Here is a 21,252-nt window from a genome sequence, read left to right as displayed (position 1 = left end):
CCGCTGCCGTGTGCGGTTATACCGTGGTCAGTTTGCTGGCCCAGCTTTCCAGTTCGGCCAGTTCAGGAAGGGCGCTAGCGAGCACGTCGTCCGCCGGGTCGCTGAGGTCGGACGCAACTTCGCCAACCCAGACCTGACCGGTCGTGCCATCGATGGTGATGATGTCTCCCTCCCGGATCTCCTTGTCGGCGGTGACGAGCTTGTCGGACGACCAGGTGATGCCCTTGGCTCCAACCACTGCCGGTATGCCCCATCCTCGCGCGACTACTGCAGCGTGGCTGACGAGACCGCCTTTGGTAGTGAGTACTCCGGCGGAGGCGGCCATACCGGCTACATCCTCGGGGCTGGTTTCGCGGCGGACCAGGATGACGTCCCCATCGGCGTCTGCGGCAGCCTCACTTGTCAGGACGACGGCCCCGGTTGCCCTTCCGGGGGATGCCCCCATGCCTGTGTCGACCAAGTCGTCCTCATGGCCAGCGGCGCTGACACGGGATAGTACTTCGTGGCGCGCCTTTTCCCGCACTTCGACGGGTACGCGCTCCAGGGCCTCTTCGCGTGTGAGACTCACGTCAGGATCGTGGACGAAATCGACGGCTGCTTTAACCGCGGCAACGCAACCGCGTTTTCCGGCCCTTGTTTGCAGCAACCACAGGTGGCCATCTTCAATCGTAAACTCGACATCGCAGATGTCCCGGTAGTGGATTTCCAGCCGCCGCAAGACCGTCAAAAGGTCGGAGTAGGCGGCGGGCTGGTGTTCCCGGAGGTGTGTGATGGGGAACGTCTGGGCGGTGCCAGCAACGACTTCCTCGCCCTGAGCGCGGGGAAGATAGTCACCGTAGGGCCCCGGCGCACCCGTTGCCGGGTCCCGGGTGAAGACAACACCGGTGCCCGAGTTGTCGCCACGATTACCAAAGACCATTGTCTGGACGTTCACAGCGGTACCCATTGATTCATCAATGTTTTCCTTGGCCCGGTAGGCCTTGGCCCGGTCACAATCCCAGGACTTAAAAACGGCTTCGATTGCCTCCCGCAATTGCTGTCGCGGTTCCTCCGGCACGGAACGTCCCGCGAGCTGGACAATCTTCTCCTGCAGTACAGACACTGATTCCTTGAGCTGATCAGCGTCATCACCGGCCGGCCCGTGACTTCCGAGGTCTTCGGCGGAAATGCCCATCACGGTCGTGGCGAACATGTGCAGGAACCTGCGGTAGCTGTCCCACGCGAACCGCTCATCTCCTGAAGCTGCTGCAAGTCCCTGAACGGTCCTGGCATTGAGTCCAAGATTCAGCACGGTGTCGAGCATCCCGGGCATTGACACTGGTGCTCCACTGCGCACTGCGACCAGGAGTGGATCCTCTGAGCCGCCGAACAACCTGCCCATCCTTTTTTCCAGGGCCTCGATGTGGCCGCTGAGCGCTGCTTCAAGTTCGGTCGTCCAGCCAGAATGGCGATATGCACGCGATGCTTCCAGCGTGATCGTGAACCCTGGCGGAACGGCCATGCCCAGCGCCGCGGTCATTTCGGCAAGGCCGGAGCCCTTTCCGCCGAGGAGATTAACCAGCTGCCGGGCCGGCACCGCGTGGCGGTGATCGAACGCGTAAATGGGCGCTGCGGAATGAGAATCAGCGTCGAAGAACTGTGCCACGTCGCACCTTTCGTTTTTGGGTTATGGTCGAACCATTGAAAGTCTGAACCAAATGTAGCATCGTAGAGATCGCAGGGGAAGCCCTGCTTGTGACAGCGGTCACCCGACCGCCACACCCAGTGTAGGGAGCCCTTTATGTCAGTTGATAACACCAGAACCGTGCTGCCGGGAGTCGCTGAGTCGCGGGATCTGGGAGCAGGAGAGCTCTTCACGCCACTTCAGAGCACGAGAATCGAGCTACCCGGACTCGAAAACCTGCGGGACCTGGGAGGCTATCCGAGCCAGGACGGAAGGGTGATTGCCCCCCGTCGACTGTTCCGTTCCGAAGTCCTCGTGGCCGAGGGAGTCAGCAAGATCCACGGCGTGTGGAGTGCCGCTAACGCCGATCAGCTCGCGGGGCTGGGCATCAAAACCGTCATCGACCTCCGGGCAAGGCACGAGGTCGCACGCACGCCCTCATCCTGGAGGGAGGCCACCGGCGCCCTGGTCGTTGAACTTCCGATCGCCGAGGGCGGGGAAGGGACCGACACCAACTACGTCCGGCGCATGCTCACCGGAGAACTCACACAGTTCACCGAACTCGACATGGCCAACTTTTACAGGGAAACCCTTGACCGTCGCGCAGATATTTTTGCCGCGGCCATCACAGTCCTTGCCGACAGTAGTCAGGTGCCGGCGCTGGTCCATTGCTCCGCCGGCAAGGACAGGACAGGGCTCCTTATCGCGCTCGTCCTTGAATTGATAGGGACCCCTCGTGAGCTGACGGTCGCCGACTACACGCTTACCGGCCTGTTCCGGCCGAACCGCGTCCAGGCATACGCTCCGATACTCCAAGGCGCGGGCCTGGAACTCGATAACGTCCGCATCCTGTTCGAGACACCGGCATCGGCAATGGATGCTGCGTTGGCGTATTTGGACGAGCAGTTCGGCGGAGCCGCCGATTACCTGATCGCCGCCGGGGGGATCTCAAAGGAAATACTGGAATGCCTCAAAGCCACGCTGCTTATCACCCCTGAATTGCACTGACCGTAACTGCTGGCGCAGGGAGCAACCCATCCGCATGAGCGGTGAAACAGCAAGGAGACACTCGTGGCAGGCCCAAACTTCGTGCCAGGCCGGAACAGGCAGCACCTACTGGGCTGGCCCAGCCCACGCCTCTTGGCGCCGGACGCCGACCTGGTTGCAGGTCCAAGACTAATACCGCGACGGAGCTAATTTTCCAGCAGCCCAAAGCGCAAATGCCCTGATCGAGGGTTACCGCATCGATGAGCAGCAAGACTGGTCCGCAGTCCGGAGGACGCAGCGACCTCCGGGGACTAATTGCCGTTGGCCTCCAGCCACGTATCGTGAATCCCCTGCAGGTAAACCGTCACTTCATGCGCTGCCGCGTCAGCATCCCTGTCGCGTAGAGCCTTGATCAACCGGCGGCGGTACTCCCACACGGCTTCACCTGCCCGCGGTCCGATTCGTCCAGCGAGATCCTGCGTCATTCCAAAGAGTGGCCTGAGCATGCTTGCAAGGATAGGATTCCTCGCAGCCAGAGCCAGTTTCTCGTGGAATTCGCCGTGAGCCTGCAGGACAGCGGGAAAATCAGCCTTGGATGACAGCTCATGGGCGCGGGCAACCGACGCTTCGAGGTCATCGAGTTCCTCTTCGGTAATCTCCACGGCCGCTTTACGGACGATGAAGGACTCCAGCGCGATCCGCGCCTCCGTCAAGTCTGCGATAGAGAATTGGGTCAAGGCCAGGCCATCAGAGATGCCTTGCGTCACGGCATCAGTATTGGACTCAGTGACGAAGGCCCCCCCGGTGCGGCCCTTCTTGAGGGTCACGAGTCCGGCGATCTCAAGCATGCGAAGGGCCTCGCGTACCGTATTTCGGCTTACACCCAACTGAACAGCGAAGTCACGTTCATTGGGCAGCTTCTGCCCGGGACTCAGTTCGCCGCTTCGAAGCAATTCGCGGACCTGATCAATAATGTCATCGAATGCGCGCTTGGGTTTCGCTGGCAGAAATGCCACCTGCTGTTCAGACATGCGTACTCCTTCTAAATTCCGGCCCTGATACCCAATGGATGCATTGCCCAGGTCTTCCTAGTCGTAGATCTTCCCATGATTACTTCTTCACGTTCTGTAGTGCCTGCAACCGAGGGCGCTTGACACCTGAGTTGGTGACCACCATCATATCAATGGATGGACCAAAAAGGGGTCAGTGAAGGTTTAGGAGCCAATTTCGATGAACAAGCCGACGGAGTGCGACGTCCTGGTCATAGGATCGGGGGTTGCCGGCCTGGCCGCTGCTATCCGCGCTGCGAAGCAGGGACTCAGCGTGATCGTAGCCGAGAAGGACCAGTACCTGGGCGGAACGACGGCGATCTCCGCGGGTTGGGCCTGGGTTCCGGGAAACAAGAAGGGAGCGGCTGAGGGGGATACCCGCGAAGAAGCAGAAACATACCTTCGGCAGTTGGCCCCGGAAACTTTCAACGCTGCGGGGGTCAAGGAATTCCTGGACGCAGTGCCGGAGGCCTTGGAGTTCTTCGAAAACGAGACGGACGTGCAGTTCCTCTACCCGGACAAGGCCCCGGACTACCAGATGGACCTGCCCGGTGCGCGAATGTCCGGCCGCGCACTTATTCCAAAAGACGTGGATGCGCGCATTCTGGGGGACAAACGTTTGCTGATCCAGCCCTACTTGAGCTCCTACACCGTCTTTGGGTACATGCCCCAGGTCGGGCCGGACATCAACGAGTTCTTCCACGTCAACCAGTCATTCAAATCCTTCGTCTACGTGGCAAGGAAGTTGTTGAGGACGTGGGTGGACACGGCACGGTACAAACGCTCAGTCCTGCGATCCAACGGCAACGCAATGATTACCCGCATGGTCAAGAGCGCTGATGACCTGGGCGTACGCATTTGGGTAAACACCCCGGCGTTGTCCCTTCGCCGTGCTGAGGACGGGGCCGTAACCGGTGCAGTTCTTGGAGGCGAACACGCTGGAACGGTCAACGCGCGGTTTGGGGTCGTGCTGGCAGCCGGCGGATTCTCCGGCAGCAAAGAGCTCCGCATGAAGTACTTTCCCCACGACCCCCAGGGCGACAACCACTTCACTCCTACCGTGGGCCATGGCGGCGACGCGGTGACCTTGGCACAGGAAGTGGGGGGATTCGTTGACAACTCCGTGTATTCGGTCGGTTCCTGGGCACCGGTGACCGTGTTCAAGTATCTTAACGGCAATCAGCGTCTCTTCCCCCATCTGCGGGCAATTGGCCTGCCCGGAATCATCGCGGTAGACGGTGATGGGAAGCGATTCGGCAACGAGGCTTTGAGCTACCACGACTTCGGTGGGCAAATGCTTGCCCACACCCAAGGGCAGCGGGATACCTTCGGGTGGGTTATTGCGGACGCCAAGACGATGCACAAATACGGCATTGGCTACGCCAAACCCTGGCCCATGCCCCGCAGCTATTTCTACAAGACCGGCTACTTAGTTAAGGGCGACTCTTTGGTCGACCTGGCCCTGAAAATAGGCGTGGACTATGACAACCTCGCCGAGACGATCAGGGAATTCAACAAGGGTGCAGAATTGGGGGAAGATCCCCACTTCGGGCGAGGTTCAACCCTCTACAACAACTTCCGCGGTGACATGGAACACAAACCTAATCCGAACCTCGCCCCGCTGGATGAAGGAAAGTTCTACGCAGCCAAAATCCAAATGGGAGACCTGGGTACGTTCGCCGGCCTGGGGGTCAACGAACGCTCGGAGGTACTGACCGAGGAGGGCCAGGCTGTGCCGGGTCTTTACGCCGTAGGTTCCGCGGCGGTAAGCGTGTTCGGTGGTGGCTACCCCGGCTACGGCTCCCATATCGGCCCTGCCCTCGTCTTCGGCTACCGTGTAGGCCGCGATATCGCGGCCCATGCGGCAGAGCGTGGCACCCTTCGAATCTGACGCTCATGTCGATGAACAGGTTCGAAGCACTTCTGGAGTCCCGGTACAGCTGCCGGGCGTTCCTGAGCGACAGCATCGCCGAACAGGAGTTAGCCACGCTTTTTCGCATGGCTCAGAGGGCGCCGTCATGGTGCAATGTCCAGCCTTGGCAGGTCAGCCTCGTCTCGGGCGCCATCCTGGCGGAGCTCAGCGCAGCACTGCTGGCGGCAGAATCCAGCGACACTCCACAGCCTGATCTGCCCGCCCCGGCCGCATATGAGGGTGTTTACCGGGAACGGCGGGCAGAGACTGCCTACGGGCTTTATGGGAGTCTAGGAATAAGGCGCGAAGACAGGGAACTTCGGAGGGCCCAAGCCCGCGAGAACTTTCGCTTTTTCGGCGCCCCGCAGGTCGCCGTGGTGACGACAGAAGATGTTCTTGGCAGCTACGGTGTGCTGGACTGCGGCGGATACATTACGACACTCCTGCTGGCGGCGGAGAGCCTGGGACTGGCAGCGGTCCCGCAGGCCGCGATCGCAATGTACTCCCAGACAGTAAGACGAATTCTGGACCTCCCGAAAAACCGGCTGGTCGTCGCCGCGGTCGCCCTTGGCTATTCGGACGACCGGCACCCGGCGAACCGGTACCGCACGTCCAGAGCATCAGTTTCAGACGTAGTGGTGAGAATAGCCACGTAGGTTTAGGAGTCCTGGCGGGGCCAGCTGGAGCTTACAGTCTCGACGCTGGGACGTGGCAATGCTGCGGCACCTTCAGGATTCGGTGAATGACCGCGTCGATAGGCGCCGGGATACTGCCCGGCGCCGATACTCGCGGGCAGGCGCTCCTGCATATGCATTAGCAACGCACTCTTCTGGATGCCATCACACACTTCAATGCGAGCGAGCATTTGATGGGGAAGAAGTGGGACGGCGTCGCCTCCCTCGGCAACGCACTGTAGCGCCAACTATGCTGCCGAAAGACGCCCAGACCTGGGCGGCGTCAGGCTAAAGGAAGCCAACTATTTCCGTTCGCTCTTGACGTGTCGGCAGAACCGCATATGGTTGGACCGTACGTATGGAATGGCCATTGCTTAATGACGATGTTGAGCCATACACCTAGGCAGGCATGCGTGACCGAGACAGTAGATTTCGCAAAGTTCGTGGAAAAATTTATGGCCGAAGTTCCCGGAGGTCATGAGGGCGACCAGGAAATGAGACGACGGGATCCTCATCCCTTTGTTGACACAACTGTTGCAGACATACGGCCCGACAAGCTCGAGGACCACCAAGTTGATAGCTGGTTCAACTACATGGCGTGGAACCTCTGGGAGCTCATTGCCTCGCGTTCCACTGAGGGTGAATCCGGGCTCATTCCTCGTCAGGAGTATGAGACGCTGTCCTTCGTTCAGCAATGGGATCTTTACCCGGAGGCGATGCGCACAATAACGTCCGAGATCGGCGTGGATGGCCTGGTGGACCTTGGAAGGGTATCCAAACGCGAAGTGGGAACCAAGGTCAACCATCTTCGAAACTATGCCTGTTCCTTGATGCCTATCCTCGGCAGGGGCGTCGGTGTGAAGCTGGGCCTCGTGGATGCCGAGGCTTCACGGCCCGATGTTGAAACAGCCATTCAGTTCGGACGACGGCTCTGGCACGGAACGTGGGGTGACGGTCCCGGCCTGGCTTCCGGCAGGGGATTCGTCCTCCCCCATCTTGACCGCGATGTCCTGGACCCGCTTATTGACAAGGCCACTGCACTGGACGACCCGGCCAGGAGGGCAACCTTCCGACGGTTCAATGCAACAACAGAACTTTTTGCTTCATGCTGCACTATGACAACAGACTGGGAATGGGAGATACCGGTCCATACCCACTACCTGGCGGCGGATTCGCCTTAGTCCGTGATCACTTCCTCAACGAATCAGCCTACCCGTGGGCCGACGTTGCCGAAGGCATGCCATACGCCGTCACCGAGGTGATGGTTTTTGGCGCCGGAGACATAGAAGTGACCATAAATGACATCGGCACCACCTTCACTAAGCCCAACACTTACTTAGATCACCTCGATCGGGTAGCGGTCTTTGCGCGCGACACACCGGAAACTCCAATGTCCGAACTTCGGCTTCTGGCAGACGACGAGCTGAAACGTATTTCCGGGCTCTCAGAAAAGGGAACTCTTGCCCTCTATCGCATGTACTCGAAGATGAGCACAGGCGACAAGATCTGGGGCGGCATTACGGTGTATTCCCACGACTTCATGCGGCCAATAGCTGAGAGGGCAGGGATCTGGGACGAGGTCCGGCAGGGCGGGTTCGATGCCCCAACAGCCCGCACAAAAGAAGCCTGGTCAGTGCTCACCAGTGGTCGGGCAGGGGAAATCTTGGCCCCGGTGTTCCTGATGGGAGACGGTTTCCCACCTGTCCGCTCCAACAAGTAGCAACGACGCTTGGCCTCTCGCACGCCGGCAGCTGCAAAAGTGTGACGGATAGGTGCGATCCCTTGGGGTCTGCCGGAAGGAAAGGGCAATGGCGGGCTGGGTGATGTAGCCGCACAACCAAGATGGGCCGCCCCCGGAAATACCGGAGGCGGCCCATGTTGTAGTGGGAGCAGAATGTCAGGAGTTCATCGCCCGCGCCGCGTAGGACAGGCCGTCGGTGTGGCGGACCGCCACCAGTTCTACGGCGGCACCGATCGAAACCTCCGCCGAACCGATAAGGCGGGTGGCCAGCCGGATGCCCTCCTCCAGATCGACAATGCAAATGCGGTAGGGCAAATCCCCAACAAAGGCAGATGGCGAGGCGTGAACAGTCGTGTGGGCGTACAGCGTCCCGCGGCCGCTCAGTTCCACCCACTCCACCTCTTCATCCCATGCGTGGGGGGACACGGGCTTGGGGGGAAACGTCAACTGTCCGGTTTCAACGCCGGCTGTTGTCATGAAACGGCCCTCACCCAAGGCATCCCAGAACTGCCGGGTAAATTCCGTAATCCGCGGCGGGTAAGGATGCGCCTGCCCCGATTCGATTACCGGAATCATGAGTGAACCCCTTCCAGGATGTGCACCAATGCTGCGTTGTAGTTTCCGAGTTCGGCGCTGGTCAGTGCCAGCTCGGCGTCCTTTACCTGACGCTCGTCTGCCAGGCCCATCAGCTGTTCGTAGGCCTCCACAAAGCTGTAGAGCGGTGTCACGTATGCCGGATGCCCCCGTGATGTGAGTCCACCGGATGTCGAGATTGGAATCTCCCCGCCCAGGGAAGTGCGGCCCTCCGCGGCCCATTTGCCTCCATTGCCCCTGGGCGTCAGGCCGAGAGCTTCACTGACCAGGACTTCCACGATTGTGCAGGGCGCGTAAAGCTCAGCGACGTCAATGTCAGTAGGCAGGAGCCCAGCGTCGGCAAAGGCCTGCTCGCCGGCCGCCCGCGCAGCCCCAAACGCCGTCATGTCGTTGGGGACGTCACTGAGCTGGTGTACACCTTCATGGTAGAAGCCCCTGGAACGGACTCTGACGTAAGGCCGGCCCAAGGACTTCGCATAGTCCTCTTCAGCGAGGATCAGTACCACAGCCCCGTCACTGCGCGGCGGTACCTCGTACAGGCCCAACGGCTCAACGATCATCCGCTGGTCCAGAACCTCGTCCAGCGTGATGGGCTTCCGGAACTGGGCAAGCGGATTCAGCGAGGCATGCATCCGGTTCTTGACGGCAACCGATGCAAGCTCACGGCGTGAAGAGCCATACTCGTGGATATAGCGGCTGGCATCCAGTGCGTACCAAGTAATTGGAGTGATACCAAACGGTGCATGGAAGTCGACATCACCTGTTGCCCGCATAGAACTCATCATGTGGTCCTGGGCGCGGGCTGCAGTCTCAAAGTTAATCCCGAGGGCGAGGCTGACCTTTGACCGCCCGAGCAGGATATCGTTCGCCGCGTTCTCAAAGGCCCAACCTCCGGTCATTCCATTCCCCAACACCTCGGAGACGTTGCCGTAACAGGGCAGCCGAAGGTAGCTGGCCATGAACGTGGCGAAGTACTTCTGCAGGGTGTAGTGCCGGTTCATGGCGAAGCTCAGGCCTTGAATGTCACCTTTGTCAATGCCGGCAGTCTTAACCGCATCCACGACAAGTTTCGCCAAGACTTCGTGCTCCAGGACCTGCGTCTCAGCATCCGGCTGCGTCTGCCATTTTCCCACCGGCAAAGCTGAAGCACCGATGATCGTCACTGATCTACTCATTGATCTCCTAAAAAGCATCCCGGTTACCGCTCGGAAGGGATCGTCGGTTGACAGCCTTCCCAAGTGAGGTCCATCATATCAATGGATGGGCCAATAACCCATTAGTTGAGGATTTCGACGACGTGATCCTTTAGCCGGATCGGAATGTGGTGAACGCGAATGGGTGAAACAGCCAAGGACACTGGATACCTCAACGACCTTAGGGTCCTTGAAGTGGCTGACGAGCTGGGGGAGTACTGCGGGAAGGTTCTGGCCGGCCTTGGGGCGGATGTGGCCAAAGTCGAACAGCCCGGCGGTGAGAAGACACGTGGATACGGTCCTTTCGTAGGCGATGTCGAGGACCCCAACCAAAGCCTGCACTTTTGGCACTACAACCTTGGAAAGCGTTCCGTGACGCTGAACCTGGAAACGAAAGACGGACAGGAGTCCTTCCGACAGCTATCCGGAGCCACGGACGTGATCATCGATTCCAGGCCTCGGGGGTGGATGGATTCCAGAGGGATCGGCTATGAGGCGCTGCGAAGGGCCAACCCTGGGCTTATCTACGTCAGGATCAGCCACTTTGGCGATGACGGCCCGTGGGCCGACTATTCCGGCAGCGACCTGATCCACCTGGCCCTGGGCGGGGTCATGATGAACAGCGGCTACGACCCTGATCCGTTCGGCCACTACGACACCCCCCCTATCGCCCCACAGATGTGGCAGGCCTACCACGTCGTGGGAGAGATGGCCGTCATCTCCATCCTGGGCGCTTTGAACTACCGACTGCAGTCGGGAGCTGGGCAGCTGCTATCTGCAAACGTGCACGAAGCAGTTAGCAAGAACACCGAAACCGACCTTCCCGACTGGATTTTCCTCCGTCAGAAACACCTGCGCCTGACTTGTCGGCACTCGATGGTCTCGGGCAGCACTCCGGCGTTGTCCATCACCAAGGACGGCCGGTATCTGCTGCCCTACCGCACATACCTCAAGGGTTCCGTCACGGCCAACGGCGGAGCCTGGGACGGCACCGTGAACGTCCTGCGGAAATACGAGATGCAGGGTGATCTGGATTCTGCCCGATATCACAGCGCGGAGAGCCGCAATGAAGACACCGCGACCGAGCGCCTGTCTTTGCAGACCGACAAACTCATATCCCGTTCCTTGTTCAAGAGCGACCTGTGGCGGGACGCCCAAGACAATGGACTTCCATGGGCGCCGGTCCGCCGTCCCGAAGAAAACATCGACGACGAGCACTGGCTGGTTCGCGGCGCCTTCACCGATGTCCACCACGCCGAACTGGACCGGACTTTCACCTACACCGGCGCCAAATGGTATTCCCCGGATGTCCAATGGCAAATCGGTCGGCGTCCGCCTTTGACCGGCGAGCATACGTTGGAGGTGCTGGGGGAGTGGCAGGCGCCTCACGAGGATCGTACCCAGTCGATGGAAGCCCGCCCGGCTGCAGAGCAGATTCTCAGCAAGCACGGCAAACCCTTTGCCCTCTCAGACGTTCGCGTCATCGACCTCAGCTGGATGCTGGCAAGCGCCGGCGCCGGGCGGTTCCTGACGGCGATGGGAGCTGAAGTCATCAAGGTAGAGCACGCTTCCCGGCTGGACGGCATGCGCACCGGTCTCGGTGCATGCCCCCCAGGCGGCCGTGCCGAGCGCGACGCCGCGACGGAGCCCCTGCCTACGCCCACCTCCAAAAGCCCCAACCGTGGCGGCTCCTTCATGGAGATCAACGCCGGCAAACTCGGGATGTCACTCAACCTGAAAAGCGCCGAGGGTAAAGCAATTCTGGAGGACCTGATCCGGGGCGCGGACATGGTGGTCGAGGGCTTTTCCCCCGGCACCATGGACCGGATGGGGCTCGGATATGAGCGGCTCAAGGAACTTAACCCGAAGATCATCTACGTCCAGCAGTCCGGCTTCGGGCAGTACGGCACGTACGGCCGGGCCAGGGCGTTTGGCCCGACCGCCCAGGCGTTTACCGGCATCAGCGAAATGTCCGGCCTTCCCGAACCGTTCCCGCCAGCCGGAATCGGCTACTCCTACCTGGACTGGGTAGGAGCCTACAACATGTCCCAGGCAATGCTGGCAGCTCTCTACCGCAGAAACATCACCGGCAACGGCTGCCACATTGACGCCTCTCAGGGTGAAGCCGGTCTCTACCTGACCGGCACTGCCATCCTGGACTGGTCGGTCAACAAGCGCCAATGGTCCAGATACGGGAATCGGTCCCCGTATAAGCCCGCCGCTCCGCACGGCGCCTACCGAACGGTCGGCAGTGACCGTTGGATATCAGTGGCCGCTTTCACCGAGGACCACTGGCAGAGCCTCACCGAGGTTCTTGGCCATCCCGCGTGGACCCAGAATCCAAGGTTTGCCGACCTGCAGCAGCGATTGGACAACCAGGATGAGCTGGACGCCGCGCTGGATCTCGAGACCAGGAAATGGGACGGGTATGAGCTCATGTCCGCCCTCCAGATCCGCGGTGTGCCGGCCGGGGTCTGTCAGGATGCCCAAGACCGCTACGAGACCGATCCGCAGCTCAAACACCTTCAGTGGTTGGTTGAGCTTGACCAGACCGAGATCGGGACGTGGCCGGTGAAGGAACACCCGGTACGGATGGAGGCGACGCCCGCATATATGGGCGGTCGCTTGAACCGGTCGGGTCCGAACTATGGGGAAGACACAGATTATGTTCTGTCAGAAATCTTGGGCTTTGACGATTCCCGGATCGAAGAACTCCGTCAAGGCGGCGTGGTGTGAGCAGCCGGGCGGCCCACACCGTGCAACCGGATATCGGGAACGGAGGGGCGGACGCTCCTGCCCGTCCAGCCCGAGGCCGCAGCCTGGCATTGGGACCCTTGAGCAAACCCCTTCTAGGGCTGGTCGGCATTGCCGGATTTTTGCTGATCTGGGAGGTGTGTCCACGAGCTGGTCTGGTTGACATCCGGTTCCTGCCGCCAGCGTCCGAGGTTCTCGGGATTCTGCTTGCCGACCTTGGGCTTGCGGCGTTCTGGGCCGCCGTCGGCGAGACCATGACAGCCTGGGCCGTCGGTCTGGTCACAGCCGTCATTGCCGCAGTCGTGCTGGGATTTGTGGTGGGATCGTCCACCTTCTTACGCACGTTCACGTATTCCCTTGTCGAGTTCATGCGCCCCATCCCCTCAGTGGCGCTAATACCGCTGGCCGTGCTGCTCTTCGGCGTGAAAATTGAATCTTCGCTGATGCTGATTATCTATGCCTCGTTCTGGCAGGTCTTTATCCAGGTTCTCTACGGCGTCGCCGACGTGGATAACGTCGCCATGCAAACCGCTAGGTCCTACGGCCTGAAGGCCACCGCCCGCGTCCGTCACGTCGTCTTTCCAACCGCCTTGCCGTACCTCATGACAGGGATTCGCCTGGCTGCTGCCGTAGCGCTCATCCTGGCTGTCACGGCAGAACTGGTAATTGGATCACCTGGCCTTGGCCGCGAGATTGCCTTGGCACAGTCCGGCGGCGCCATTTCATCTATGTACGCCCTTGTGCTCGCTTGCGGGCTGCTTGGGGTTGCAATCAATGTGGCCATGCGATGGGTCGAGCGAAAAACCTTGGCATGGCACTCATCTGTGCGATCGGAGACGGTCGTATGACAGCCCTGAAGTCGGTCCTCTTCGCCCTAACCTTGCCGGCACTGCTCGTGGCCTTCTGGTACATCGCCACCTCGGGAGCCAAGAACTTCTTCATCCCCACACCGGCCTTGCTGGCGGAAAAGTTTGTGTCAGTCTGGTTCTCGGACCGATTTTTCTCCGACGTTTTGCCTTCACTGGGACGGCTAGTCATAGGGTTGGTCTCCGCATCTGTTCTAGGCATCGCCGCAGGTCTTCTGATTGGATCCTTCAGATGGCTACGGAGTTTGACTGAACCGGTCCTTGAGTTCTTTCGCGCCATTCCACCTCCCGTGCTGGTTCCGATTCTGATGCTCCTGATTGGCGTCTCGGACCTTATGAAGGTGGCGGTGATCGTCTCGGCGTGCGTATGGCCAGTCCTCCTCAATACTGTGGAGGGTGTACGAGCCGTTGACAGCGTGCTCTCGGAGTCTGCCCGCACCTATGGACTCAGTGGGGCAGCCCGGGTACGCTATCTGGTCCTGCCCAGTGCCAGCCCACAGATCATGACGGGGATCCGCCAAAGCCTGTCCGTCGGCCTGATATTGATGGTCATTTCCGAAATGTTCGCCTCTTCGTCGGGGCTGGGATTCACCATCGTCCAATTCCAGCGTTCGTTCGCGATCCCGGAGATGTGGTCGGGCATCGTCGTTCTGGGCCTCATCGGCGTGATCATGTCGTTCATCTTCCAGTGGACCGAGCGCAAAATCCTGCGCTGGTACCACGGCCTGCGAGAGGTAGAAAATGCAGCTTGAACCCAACCTGGCGGCGACAAACGTCCCGGACGAGATACGAAACGCCGACACCCCCTGCGATAAGGCGATGCACGCCACCGAACCCTTGCCCTCGTCCGAGGGAGTCATGCTCTCAGTACGGGGCCTGAAAAAGGTGTACCAGACTGACGGCGGGGACAACGAAGCGGTGAGGAACCTGACCTTCGACGTGCGTGCCGGAGAACTGGTATGCCTCGTCGGACCGTCCGGATCAGGCAAAACCACTTTGCTCAAATGCATCTCCGGGCTCATGGCCCCGACCGCCGGTGCTGTCCTTTTGGATGGAAAGCCTGTATCCGGTCCACCCAAAAAAATGGCAGTCGTGTTCCAGGAGTACGGCCGGTCCCTGTTTCCTTGGATGCGGGTGCGGGAAAACGTAGAGCTTCCGTTGAAAAATCAGCGTGTTCCGAAAGCTGAACGTACCCGACTGGTCAATGAAGCGCTGGAAGCGGTGGGCCTGTCCCACGTTCCCAGGTCCTTTCCCTGGCAACTGTCCGGTGGGATGCAGCAACGCGTCGCGATCGCCCGTGCGATCGCGTACCAGCCTGAAGTTCTCCTCATGGACGAACCCTTTGCAGCCGTAGACGCACAGACCCGGGCAGACCTGGAAGACCTGATCCGGGTGGTCTGGAAGAAGCTTGGCGTAACCGTGCTATTCGTAACCCATGACATCGACGAATCCGTCTACCTCGGGGAGAGGGTAATTATCCTGTCCAGCTCGCCCACCGTGGTTCAAGAGGACATTGTGATTGACCTTCCGGCTGATCGGGACCAGCTCAACACCCGTTCCACTCCCCGCTTCGCGGAGCTGCGGCACCACGTGTACAAGCAGATTCAGCTGGCCAAGAAGGGCCACCGGCCCGCCTCTGCCAGCGCCGGGAAAGACGCACGTAGCGACTGACGCCGTTCCTTAAAAAGGTTCTTCAAACGGAGAGCACATCGGTGTGTCCTGACGCGAACGCCTCGCGATCCCCAGTTTAGAGACGACCAACCCAACACTTAATGAAGGGCTCCGGCCATGAGTAATGTTTTGATAATCGGGCCTCCGGGCTCGGGCAAGGGCACCCAGGCGGGGCGCATTGCCGACCACCTCGGCATCGTGCCGGTTTCCACCGGTGATATCTTCCGCGCCCACGTAAAGAGCGAATCGCCCCTTGGCATGGAAGCAAAAATCTACATGGAGGCAGGAGACTTCGTCCCGCACGGTGTGACCAACAGGATGGTACGGACCCGCCTCAACGAGGCAGACGTCAGCAATGGCTTTCTTTTGGATGGCTACCCCCGCACCCGAGCTCAGGTGGATTATCTCGACCAGATTCTCGCCGATAGTGGCCAGCGAATCGACGCCGTCCTGCAAGTCACTGCGGTGGACGAGGAACTTGTCCGGCGGTTGCTAATACGAGCGCAAGAAGCAGGCCGCAGCGATGACACCGAAGTAGTCATCCGCCACCGACTTGATCTCTACCACGAGCAAACCGAAGCCATGGTAGCCATCTACGCTGACCGTGGGATCCTTGCCCGAGTAAACGGCATGGGTGCCGTGGGCGAAGTCACGGAACGAATGCTGCTCGCTCTCGGCACGGTTACCCCGGAAAACCTCGAGGCCAGAGCCAGCGTCGCCCAAAGACTTGCAGGAGGAACACTTGTCTAACCGTCACATCATCACCACCCAGGTGGCTATCATGGGCGCCGGTCCCGCCGGGCTGATGCTTTCCCACCTGCTGGCCCAGGCCGGCATCGACTCCACAGTGATCGAGATCCGCAGCCACAAGGACATCGCCGAGACAGTCCGCGCCGGAATCCTGGAGCACGGCACCGTCAACCTGCTCGTGGACAGCGGAGTCTCGGACCGGGTGCTCCGCGACGGGGACCGGCACGACGGCATCGAGCTCCGGTTCAATGGGGAAAGCCATCGCGTGGACTTCAAGGAGCTGGTGGGGGAGTCCGTCTGGCTCTACCCGCAGACAGATGTTTTCCTCGACCTTGCCGCCCGTAGGAGCGCCGACGGCGGCGATGTCCGCTACAGCGTTACCAACACCACCATCCATGATTTGGAAGGCAAACCCAAGGTCTGGTTTACGGATGCCGACGGTGTCGAGTACGAGATCCAGGCCGAGTATTTAGTGGGTGCGGACGGTTCCCGAAGCCACTGCCGCTTCGAAATCCCTGAGGCCGACCGGAAGTGGCACTTCCATGAATACCCGTTCGCCTGGTTCGGCATTCTCGCGCAGGCCGCCCGCAGCGCCGAGGAGCTCATTTACGCCAACTCCGACAAGGGTTTCGCACTCATCAGCCAGCGCACCGAGACCGTGCAGCGGATGTACTTCCAGTGTGATCCGAAGGAAAACGTGGCGGAGTGGGATGACGACCGGATCTGGGCCGAGTTCCGCCGCCGGGTCAACGGCAACGGCTTCGAACTCAACGAAGGCCCCGTCATCGAGAAAATGGTTTTGCCCTTCCGCAGCTTCGTCCACACTCCCATGCGGTACGGAAACCTGTTCCTGGTGGGGGATGCCGCGCACACCGTGCCGCCCACCGGCGCAAAAGGCCTGAACTTGGCCATCCACGACGTGAGGATGCTCTTCGAAGGACTTGAAAGCTACTACCGTTCGGGCTCCTCCGACCTCTTGGGGGCCTACAGTGCCCGTGCTCTGGACCGCGTCTGGAAAGCCCAACAGTTCTCCTACTGGATGACCACCATGCTGCACACGCCCGAAGGCGCCAATGACTTCTCAAGGGCACGGCAGTTGGGCGAACTGAACTCGGTTGTCTCCTCACGGCACGGATTGGCGTACCTCGCGGAGGCGTACACCGGCTGGCCCGGCATCAGCTGATTCCTGACGCGCCCCAACGGAGCCGGTGCCTGAAATGCGGACACGACGCTCCACCCGCAACCACGACAAGAAACTGGAGGGAGATCTGGATGGCCGCACACCGCCCTGAGGATTGGAGTCAACTCGTCGGAGTCCGGGTGGAAGTTGGAAGTCAGAAAGCACCACCAAGGTTTCCGCACAGGGACCGTCGAAGAGGCAATGCCGGATTCCTCAGCTCTTTGGCTGGCAGCGTCCGGGCTGGACCGCAGGATAATGATAGAAGCCGCTGAAGGCTACGAAGTTTGGGTGGAACCTCAAAAGTTGCACTCAACGATGCCCTACCGTATGACGGCCGCGACCCCTTGACCTGGTCCCGATGAAGGCTCAAATAGCCTTTGAATAAGGTCCTCGCACGAGCCGGCCACCACTCCGTGCGTCAGACAGATTCGCCTTATCCGGCCAGAAAGTGGCAGCCGCCGAGCAGCCACTGACGCAGGCTAGCTCAATTTCGACCGCCGAACTGGCGTTCTTCTTAGGCGCACAGATGATCAGTGGACACCAACAGACGAACAACGGGAAACAGCATGTCTAACATCATTGAAGCCATCAATATCGAAGTCACCAGCAGGCACGACCTTGAGCAACGACTGGAGGCCGCTGAAGCTGCCCTTCAGGAAGCTGCCAGGCGCACGAGGGCACACGGAATCCTGATAACCCGTCAAGAAGCCGGTAGGTACACGGCCAGATTATCGGATCAGGTTCCTTACGGGTTGACACGGGAGCTTCATTCCTGATCCGCGGCGATCCTCGCCAATGGCAGGAGGCCGCCCTGTGGGTTCCCTTCCTGTCAACGGCAGAACTGAGACCGATGGAGAATATGGAGTGTCATCGACCCTAAGCGTGTCACTAGCGTCTGGCAGTACGCACTGAAGCCAAGTGGTTCCTTGGGCAGCGGCCGCTGCCGCTAGTTTTTCTTGCGCAGCCGACCCATTCTTACGAGATCGGCAGACCAGGGGCGCATTCCTCGATGGAATACGAGCTCTACGGGGAGCCCTTGAATAGTCGCATTGGAACCTGAAACATCAATGCTGATCCGGCTGCCTGCCATGGGGGCGTTGCTGATGTGTAGCTCGCCATAGGATTCCGGAAGCACCGGCTCCATCCACAAGCCGCCAAGGGCAACGTCAGGGTAATACCCCATCAAACTTTTTATCAGCATGATCGGAGTGGTAGCGGCCCATGCCTGCGGCGAACAGGCGGTTGGGTATGGAATTGGTTCACCGGTTTGGTCCCGGGTGAACCCGCAGAACAGCTCGGGTAAACGACCCTCTGAATATTCTGCTGCCTCAAGCAGTGCTGTGGCTATACGCTGTGCCTCATCCACGAAACCGTAGCGCAGAAGTCCGGCCGCGATGATGGCATTGTCGTGCGGCCAGACGGAGCCGTTGTGATAGCTCACGGGGTTATAAGCCTCCATGTCGGAGGCCAACGTGCGCACGCCCCACCCGCTGAACATTTCAGGGGACATGAGTTTTTTTGCTACCAACTCGGCCTTGTCCTCGTCGACAATGCCGAACAACAAGCAGTGGCCCATATTGGAAGCACAAGCGTCAACTGGCTTTTTGTCACCGTCCAGTGCCATGGCGTAGTAGCCTCGCTCCGGCAACCAAAAGCGCTCATTAAAGTCTCGCTTCAGCCTCGCTGCGCGGTCCTCGTATTCCGTCGCCAAGGGAACATCACCGGCGTCGAAGGCTAGCCAGGAACGAGCGAGATATGCGCCGTACACGTATGCCTGCACCTCACACAACGCGATTGGGGGCTCGGCTAAACGGCCGTCCGCAAAACAGATGGCGTCCCAGGAATCTTTCCACCCTTGGTTAATGAGACCGTCGGGGTTGAGTCGTGCGTATTCCACGAATCCGTCGCCGTCACGATCACCATAGTTTTGAATCCAGCCCAGCGCCCGGTCCACGTGAGGAATCAACGCGGCGATGGTTTCCGGAGCGAAACCCCAGCGGCTGATTTCCCCTATGACAGCCACGAACAGTGGCGTGGCGTCGACACTGCCGTAATACGCAGACTTTCCGCCCAGCGCCAACTCGCTGGAAACACCAAGTCTGACTTCATGCAGAATCTTGCCAGGCTCTTCCTCGCTCATTGTGTCCACAACCCTGCCCTGACGATCGGCCAGGGTTTGCACAGTGCCGAGGGCAAGGGAGGGGTCGACAGCCATGGCCATAAAAGAAGCCCACAACGAGTCCCTGCCGAACAATGCCATGAACCAGGGCACGCCCGCCGCAACAACAACTCTGTCCGGATGGGCAGGATCTTCGATACGAAGGGCTCCCAGGTCGTCGTAACTGCGCCTAAGGGTTCGCTCGATTGAACGGTTGGTTACATGGACGACAGGAATTTTGGAGACCCATTCCTGCCTTCGCAGGTCTCTTGGAGACATTTCGCCTTCGGACGGATGCGCGATTGGCCCAGCCGGTCGGTAGCCTTCCTTCGTTGGAGTCGCGCTCACGGTGGTGTGCCATTGTCCGTGCGCAGGGACAATTGTGCGATATGTCAGCGACTCTGAGATCGCTGCACCGTGGCCGGCCGACACGACCACGCCCTTCCGAAGGTCCTGCCACACAGCCCTGATGATCAGGGAGTCACCTTCCACTTCCCGCGTCTCGTCCCAGTGTCTACGCGTACGCGCTTCCTTCACCTCGAAAAGATCGGCGAAGTCCGCCTCAACATTGATGGAAATCAAACAGTCCAGTGGTGCGGCTGAGTAGTTATGAAGGTGAAGCTGCTCCACAATTCCTGAACCAATCTCCCGGATGCGCTCCATAATCAACGGGCTGTCGGCATAGCCGCCCTCACTGGCTGTGCGCGCCGTAAAAATGGCTCGGTAGGGCGTCACCATCCGCGCGGCCAAAGGCTCCAGCGGTTCTCCATTAACAGCGAGATTCCAGCTCGATAGGATACGGGTGTCATCCACGAAAACCCCCTGTGAACGACCAGGATAGATGTCCCCGTTCCCAGCGGATATGCAGAACGACGAGCCTTCCACCAAGGTGACCGTTCCAGGACCGAGTGGCCCGGCGGAGGTGTCAGCGTTCCATCCAGCCATGCCGCTCCTTCAACAGACGCACTTTCCAAAGGACCACCAGTAGCGTCACCCTTGGTCCATTCGACGCTACCCCTGCCGACAAACCAATTCCAGCCCTAAACGCCCCCAGCCCCCACTCGTCGACGAGCAAATAGTCGGCATTTGGGCGTGAGCACACCATCCCGTCGTAATATCGGCTAGGCAGGGCGGTCTTCGGTCAAACTGCAAAGCCATTCTCATGCTCGCAGCTCTGGCTATTCGGTCTCAGCTTTGGAAAGGGCGTTTACCACACGTGGGCTGAAGGCTCCGCATCAACTAAAGCCGAGGAGACTAAATGGTACGTCCATTGACATTTCGGGTGCTTATGATGCGACACTTGAGGCATGAAGCTGCTCCTTATCCGCCACGGACAGACCCCCGAAAACGTACTCGGCCGGTTGGACACAGACCACCCCGGCCCCGGCCTTACAGAATTGGGTGAACAGCAGGCACAAGCTATGGCCCGCTCGCTCGCGAACGAGACAATCGGGGCGCTTTACGCATCCACGCTGACCCGAACGCAGGTCACCGCTGCACCGTTGGGCATTATGCACAGCCTGGATGTGGAGGTCCTCGACGGCCTTCATGAAATTGAAGCGGGTTCCCTTGAAAAACTGGCTGACCGTGAATCCCTCAAACGCTACTTGGGGACGATTTTCTCTTGGGCGGCCGGCCAACTGGATCCACGTATGCCAGCCGGACCGGACGGTCACGCCTTCTTCGGCCGTTTCGACGCTGCCATTGCCCATGTCGCGGAACGCGCGGCTGGACAACACGGAACGGCCGCAGTCGTAAGCCACGGTGCCGCTATCCGCACCTGGGTCGGTCGCCGGGCAGAGGACATAGACCACGAATTTGCTGCGGAGCACGAACTGGACAATACAGGCATCGTGGCCCTTGAAGGGGATCCTGACGGCGGCTGGAAGCTCATCCATTGGGACCGCAGCCCCGTGGGTGGGCTTGCCTTGGCTGATCCAGCAGCAGAGGACCCGACCGGCAAGAACGCAACCAACCTCTAGTGCAATACAACCTTGTGTACCCCGCTAACGAGCTGACACGGCCGCGTTGCGCTAACTGCCCGAGCACGCTCAGATAAT

General features: G+C 59.9%; 17 protein-coding genes. 12 read left to right on the top strand and 5 right to left on the bottom strand.

Going from position 1 to position 21,252, the window contains the following annotated elements; translation table 11 throughout:
- Positions 1–16 precede the first annotated feature (16 nt).
- On the bottom strand, positions 17–1,645 hold the full coding sequence (locus AU175_RS01790) for a pyruvate, phosphate dikinase (protein ID WP_082978957.1): 1,629 nt from the start codon (positions 1,643–1,645) through the stop codon (positions 17–19).
- Between the two features lie 135 nt (positions 1,646–1,780).
- Here AU175_RS01790 and AU175_RS01785 point away from each other — a divergent pair, with 135 nt between their 5' ends.
- A complete protein-coding gene (locus AU175_RS01785; protein WP_082978956.1) occupies positions 1,781–2,671 on the top strand; it encodes a tyrosine-protein phosphatase in 891 nt (296 codons plus the stop codon).
- A 290-nt stretch (positions 2,672–2,961) separates the two neighbouring features.
- Here the strand turns inward: AU175_RS01785 and AU175_RS01780 are convergent, their stop codons facing one another.
- Positions 2,962–3,681, bottom strand: a complete 720-nt coding sequence (locus AU175_RS01780) for a FadR/GntR family transcriptional regulator (protein WP_066285345.1) — start codon at positions 3,679–3,681, stop codon at positions 2,962–2,964.
- A 199-nt stretch (positions 3,682–3,880) separates the two neighbouring features.
- Here AU175_RS01780 and AU175_RS01775 point away from each other — a divergent pair, with 199 nt between their 5' ends.
- The 4 genes from AU175_RS01775 to AU175_RS21930 all read left to right on the top strand — a co-directional run bounded on the left by AU175_RS01775 (position 3,881) and on the right by AU175_RS21930 (position 8,005).
- The gene (locus AU175_RS01775) at positions 3,881–5,590 is read left to right on the top strand and encodes an FAD-dependent oxidoreductase (protein ID WP_066285343.1); all 1,710 of its coding nucleotides are present in this window, start codon (positions 3,881–3,883) and stop codon (positions 5,588–5,590) included.
- A 5-nt stretch (positions 5,591–5,595) separates the two neighbouring features.
- Positions 5,596–6,267 (top strand): nitroreductase, encoded by a 672-nt coding sequence (locus tag AU175_RS01770; RefSeq protein ID WP_066285340.1) that lies wholly within the window; start codon positions 5,596–5,598, stop codon positions 6,265–6,267.
- A 431-nt stretch (positions 6,268–6,698) separates the two neighbouring features.
- Positions 6,699–7,466 carry a hypothetical protein gene (locus AU175_RS21935; RefSeq protein WP_197497006.1) on the top strand — a complete coding sequence of 256 codons (768 nt, stop codon included), beginning with the start codon at positions 6,699–6,701 and terminating at the stop codon, positions 7,464–7,466.
- Positions 7,418–8,005 carry a hypothetical protein gene (locus AU175_RS21930; RefSeq protein ID WP_197497005.1) on the top strand — a complete coding sequence of 196 codons (588 nt, stop codon included), beginning with the start codon at positions 7,418–7,420 and terminating at the stop codon, positions 8,003–8,005. The genes AU175_RS21935 and AU175_RS21930 overlap by 49 nt, the downstream gene beginning before the upstream one ends.
- Before the next feature lie 177 nt (positions 8,006–8,182).
- On the opposite strand, the gene AU175_RS01760 is transcribed toward AU175_RS21930, so the two are convergent.
- Both AU175_RS01760 and AU175_RS01755 read right to left on the bottom strand, forming a co-directional pair.
- Complete coding sequence (locus tag AU175_RS01760; RefSeq protein WP_066285338.1) at positions 8,183–8,602, bottom strand: Zn-ribbon domain-containing OB-fold protein; 420 nt, start codon at positions 8,600–8,602, stop codon at positions 8,183–8,185.
- A complete protein-coding gene (locus AU175_RS01755) occupies positions 8,599–9,795 on the bottom strand; it encodes a thiolase family protein (RefSeq protein ID WP_066285335.1) in 1,197 nt (398 codons plus the stop codon). The genes AU175_RS01760 and AU175_RS01755 overlap by 4 nt, the downstream gene beginning before the upstream one ends.
- A gap of 159 nt (positions 9,796–9,954) precedes the next feature.
- Between AU175_RS01755 and AU175_RS01750 the strand changes: the two genes are divergently transcribed.
- From AU175_RS01750 to AU175_RS01725, 6 genes are all read left to right on the top strand, one after another.
- Complete coding sequence (locus tag AU175_RS01750) at positions 9,955–12,549, top strand: CaiB/BaiF CoA-transferase family protein (protein ID WP_066285334.1); 2,595 nt, start codon at positions 9,955–9,957, stop codon at positions 12,547–12,549.
- Positions 12,550–12,647: 98 nt separating this feature from the next.
- A complete protein-coding gene (locus AU175_RS01745; protein ID WP_331711932.1) occupies positions 12,648–13,415 on the top strand; it encodes an ABC transporter permease in 768 nt (255 codons plus the stop codon).
- On the top strand, positions 13,412–14,185 hold the full coding sequence (locus AU175_RS01740; RefSeq protein WP_066285332.1) for an ABC transporter permease: 774 nt from the start codon (positions 13,412–13,414) through the stop codon (positions 14,183–14,185). Before AU175_RS01745 ends, AU175_RS01740 begins: the two co-directional genes overlap by 4 nt.
- 67 nt (positions 14,186–14,252) lie before the next feature.
- Complete coding sequence (locus AU175_RS01735; RefSeq protein WP_066290344.1) at positions 14,253–15,104, top strand: ABC transporter ATP-binding protein; 852 nt, start codon at positions 14,253–14,255, stop codon at positions 15,102–15,104.
- 117 nt (positions 15,105–15,221) lie between these two features.
- Positions 15,222–15,854: an adenylate kinase gene (locus AU175_RS01730; RefSeq protein ID WP_082978955.1), complete on the top strand. Its 633-nt coding sequence runs from the start codon at positions 15,222–15,224 to the stop codon at positions 15,852–15,854.
- Positions 15,847–17,037, top strand: coding sequence for a 4-hydroxybenzoate 3-monooxygenase (locus tag AU175_RS01725; RefSeq protein WP_082978954.1), 1,191 nt, complete (start codon positions 15,847–15,849; stop codon positions 17,035–17,037). Before AU175_RS01730 ends, AU175_RS01725 begins: the two co-directional genes overlap by 8 nt.
- Positions 17,038–17,980: 943 nt before the next feature.
- Here the strand turns inward: AU175_RS01725 and AU175_RS01720 are convergent.
- Positions 17,981–20,137: an amylo-alpha-1,6-glucosidase gene (locus AU175_RS01720; RefSeq protein ID WP_066285330.1), complete on the bottom strand. Its 2,157-nt coding sequence runs from the start codon at positions 20,135–20,137 to the stop codon at positions 17,981–17,983.
- A 362-nt stretch (positions 20,138–20,499) separates the two neighbouring features.
- On the opposite strand from AU175_RS01720, the gene AU175_RS01715 reads away from it, so the two are divergent.
- Positions 20,500–21,174: a histidine phosphatase family protein gene (locus AU175_RS01715; protein WP_066285329.1), complete on the top strand. Its 675-nt coding sequence runs from the start codon at positions 20,500–20,502 to the stop codon at positions 21,172–21,174.
- Positions 21,175–21,252: the final 78 nt, after the last annotated feature.

It is taken from the genome of Arthrobacter sp. B6 (assembly GCF_001663775.1).
Taxonomy (GTDB): domain Bacteria; phylum Actinomycetota; class Actinomycetes; order Actinomycetales; family Micrococcaceae; genus Arthrobacter.
This window is presented reverse-complemented; position numbering and strand designations above follow the sequence as displayed.